This window comes from Sphaerospermopsis kisseleviana CS-549, assembly GCF_028329225.1.
Lineage (GTDB): Bacteria > Cyanobacteriota > Cyanobacteriia > Cyanobacteriales > Nostocaceae > Sphaerospermopsis > Sphaerospermopsis kisseleviana.
On sequence record NZ_JAQMTI010000035.1, the window covers coordinates 1 to 3,522 of the forward strand.

The window sequence follows — 3,522 nt, forward strand, 5'->3', positions numbered from 1 at the left end:
CTGGTGATTGGTGACTGGTGATTGGTGACTGGTGATTGGTGACTGGTGACTGGTGATTGGTGACTGGTGACTGGTGACTGGTGACTGGGAAAAACCTTTTTCTCCCCTGTTCCCTATTCCCTGCGGTAAAATCCAAAATCTAAAATCTAAAATCGAGTAATGAATCAATTTTTTCAACAAAATTCACCTATTTTTCCAGGAAGTTGGCTTTATGCTTTTTGGAAGTTTTCCCGTCCACATACTATTATTGGCACAAGTTTAAGTGTTTTCGGTTTATATTTACTGACCCTTGGTGTCACTTCTACAAGTTTTTCTGTAGTTCATTTAGGGCAGATTTTCGGAACTTGGTTAGCTTGTATTGCTGGTAATATCTATATTGTTGGTTTGAATCAATTACAAGATGTAGATATTGACAAAATTAATAAACCTCATTTACCTTTAGCTTCAGGAGAATTTTCTAGAGAACAAGGAACTTTAATAGTTGTTATTACTGGTATTTTAGCTTTGGTTGTAGCTTGGCTAAATGGACCATATTTGTTGGGAATGGTGGGGATAAGTTTATTAATTGGTACTGCTTATTCTTTACCACCTATTCGTTTAAAACAGTTTCCTTTTTGGGCAGCTTTGTGTATTTTTTCCGTGCGGGGAACTATTGTTAATTTAGGACTGTTTTTACATTTTAGTTGGTTATTCCAAAGAAGCCAAGGTATACCCAGTGCGGTGTGGGTTTTGACAGCGTTTATCTTGGTGTTTACATTTGCGATCGCCATCTTTAAAGATATTCCCGATCTAGAAGGAGACAAACTTTATAATATTACCACTTTTACTATACAATTAGGACAAAGAAAAGTATTTAAACTCGCCCTTTGGGTATTAACAGTTTGTTATCTAGGGATGATGTTTGTGGGTATATTCAGATTAGCTGAAGTGAATCCTATATTTCTCTTTATTAGTCATCTTATACCCTTAGTTTTAATCTGGAGAAAAAGTCAAAAAGTGGACTTGCAAAACAAAAGCGAAATTGCTCAATTTTATCAGTTTATCTGGAAACTATTTTTTATAGAATATCTCATTTTTCCTATTGCTGCTATTTTAGCTTAGTTAGACCAGGGATTTACAGGGATTTACAATGATGTTGGAAAATTCACAACTGAGTAATATAATTGCCATTTCTTCAGTCACTGTTAGTATCAGCTTTCTGATTTATTTTGCCGTTAAAACATTAATAACCTCAAATTTATTTCAAAAAGGAGTTAATCTTTTTCAAGCAAAAGACTATGCAGGTGCAGAAGCAGCTTTTCGGCAAGTAATAGCAATAAATTCTACTAATGATGTAGTGAGGTTGTTATTAGGTGATTTGTTAAACCATCAAGGAAAAATTGAAGAAGCTAAGGAAGTATTTAATGATGTAATTACTCGCAGTCCCAAAAATCCTGATGCTTATTTAAGGTTAGCAAATATTCAATTATTGCAAGACGAAAAAGCAGAAGCACTCCAAAATTTACAAACATCAAAAGCACTATTTCAGAAACAACGTCAACCGCAAAAAGCAGCAACTATCGAGAAAATTCTGAAAGAGATAGGTAATAGGTGACAGGTGACAGGTGACAGGTGACAGGTGACAGTAAATAATTAATTACCAATTACCAATGACCAAAAAAAAAGTTTACATCGTTGGTGCAGGCCCTGGAGACGTGGCATATTTAACAGTGAAAGCTTTTCGTCTCTTGGCATCTGCTGAGGTTTTAATTTATGATGCTTTAGTAGATAAGGAATTATTAGAATGTGTACCACCAAATTGTTTAAAATTAGATGTGGGTAAACGCGGAGGTAAACCCAGCACACCCCAAGGAGAAATTAACAGTTTATTGGTGAAGTATTGCCGAGAAGGTCAACAAGTTGTTAGACTCAAATCAGGTGATCCGTTTATTTTTGGACGTTGTATTTCAGAAATAGAAGCGTTAAAATCTGCGGGTTGTGAGTATGAAGTCATACCAGGAATTTCTTCAGCTTTAGCAGCACCTTTATTAGCAGGAATACCCCTCACAGATACCGTACTCAGTCGCTGTTTTGCAGTGTTAACAGCACACGAACCAGAGGTTTTAGACTGGGAAGCATTATCAAGATTAGAAACTTTAGTAATTTTGATGGGGGGAAAAAATCTGGCGGAGATTGTCCATCAACTGCTAAGATATGGAAAGTCGCAATCCACACCCATTGCTATCATCCGTTGGGCAGGAACTCCCAGTCAAGAAGTCTGGACAGGTGAACTAGGTAATATTTTGACAAAAACTACGGGTTTATATTTATCCCCATCTGTAATTGTTATTGGTGAAGTTGTAGGATTACGGAAGTTCCTGTAATATGAAAAAATATAGAATATTATAAATTGCTAAACATAAATTGCTAAACTGCTCCTCTTACAACTATAAAATCGTGCATAGTAATATACCTATCTCCCCATCCCCCCATCCTCCTACTTTTCCCCTCGCAGGGAAAACCATTCTCGTTACCCGTTCTGTGGGACAGTCTAGCCAATTTAGCGATCGCCTGACTGCCGAAGGTGCTACAGTTATTGAACTACCAGCTTTAGAAATTGGACCTCCTACCAGTTGGAGAGCTTTAGATGAGGCAATATCTCAGTTATCAACTTTCAACTGGTTAATTTTCACCTCCACTAACGGTGTAGATTACTTTTTTGAGAGACTTCAAGCTAAAGCTAAAGATAAAAGCGCCTTAGCTAAGGTAAAAATTGCTGTTGTGGGTCAAAAAACCGCCCAAAGTCTGGCAAAACACGATATTCAACCAGATTTTATTCCTCCTCACTTTATCGCTGACTCTTTAGTTATTAACTTTCCTGAAAATTTAGCAGGTAAAAAGATTTTATTTCCCAGAGTGGAAAGCGGAGGAAGACAAGTTTTAGTCCAAGAATTAACTTCTCAGGGTGCAGAAGTCAAAGAAGTTCCCGCTTATGAATCTTTCTGTCCTCAAACTATTCCCCCAGCAGCAGAAAAAGCTTTGCAAAACCACTCTTTAGATGTAATTACCTTTGCTAGTTCCAAAACTGTACAATTTTTCTGTCTATTAACAGCAACGAAATTTCCAGAAGGAATTACACATTATCTAGATAAAACTTGCATAGCTTCCATCGGTCCCCAAACAACTAAAACTTGTTTTGATTTATTTGGTAGAGTTGATATAGAAGCAGAAGAATACACTGCTGAAGGTTTACTCAAAGCAATTATTCAATGGGCGCATAAGTGATTGGTGATTGGTGATTGGTGATTGGTGATTGGGTAAATATAATAAATTAATAACTAACTAGGGCTTGCTGAATAAACTCAAAACCTTGATAAATCAAGGGTTTCAGGTGAAAAATTGGGAAATCAGTGCAGGATTTTTCAGGGGTATACTCCTAAAAGCGTGCATTTTCCGGGTGAAATTTCAAAGAATTGGTTACTAACAGATCACCCAAACTCTTGCCTATTCCCTGCCTTAACGAAGAGACTTTTTCAGCAAACC

The 3,522-nt window shown here is 36.8% G+C and carries 4 protein-coding genes; all 4 read left to right on the forward strand.

Annotated features, from left to right (window positions below; translation table 11 throughout):
• Positions 1 to 159: 159 nt before the first annotated feature.
• The 4 genes from PN497_RS02715 (at position 160) to PN497_RS25720 (ending at position 3,264) form a co-directional block, all read left to right on the forward strand.
• Positions 160 to 1,101 carry a homogentisate phytyltransferase gene (locus PN497_RS02715; protein ID WP_096572251.1) on the forward strand — a complete coding sequence of 314 codons (942 nt, stop codon included), beginning with the start codon at positions 160 to 162 and terminating at the stop codon, positions 1,099 to 1,101.
• Positions 1,102 to 1,132: 31 nt separating this feature from the next.
• Positions 1,133 to 1,594: a tetratricopeptide repeat protein gene (locus tag PN497_RS02720; RefSeq protein WP_096572252.1), complete on the forward strand. Its 462-nt coding sequence runs from the start codon at positions 1,133 to 1,135 to the stop codon at positions 1,592 to 1,594.
• Positions 1,595 to 1,649: 55 nt separating this feature from the next.
• Complete coding sequence (gene cobA, locus PN497_RS25715; protein ID WP_096572253.1) at positions 1,650 to 2,363, forward strand: uroporphyrinogen-III C-methyltransferase; 714 nt, start codon at positions 1,650 to 1,652, stop codon at positions 2,361 to 2,363.
• A 73-nt stretch (positions 2,364 to 2,436) separates the two neighbouring features.
• Positions 2,437 to 3,264, forward strand: a complete 828-nt coding sequence (locus PN497_RS25720) for a uroporphyrinogen-III synthase (protein WP_334310604.1) — start codon at positions 2,437 to 2,439, stop codon at positions 3,262 to 3,264.
• The last annotated feature ends 258 nt before the right edge of the window (positions 3,265 to 3,522 follow it).

Coding starts and splice junctions, on each gene's coding strand:
- PN497_RS02715 (WP_096572251.1), top strand. CDS start 160: ATGAATCAATTTTTTCAACAAAATTCACCTATTTTTCCAGGAAGTTGG.
- PN497_RS02720 (WP_096572252.1), top strand. CDS start 1,133: ATGTTGGAAAATTCACAACTGAGTAATATAATTGCCATTTCTTCAGTC.
- cobA (WP_096572253.1), top strand. CDS start 1,650: ATGACCAAAAAAAAAGTTTACATCGTTGGTGCAGGCCCTGGAGACGTG.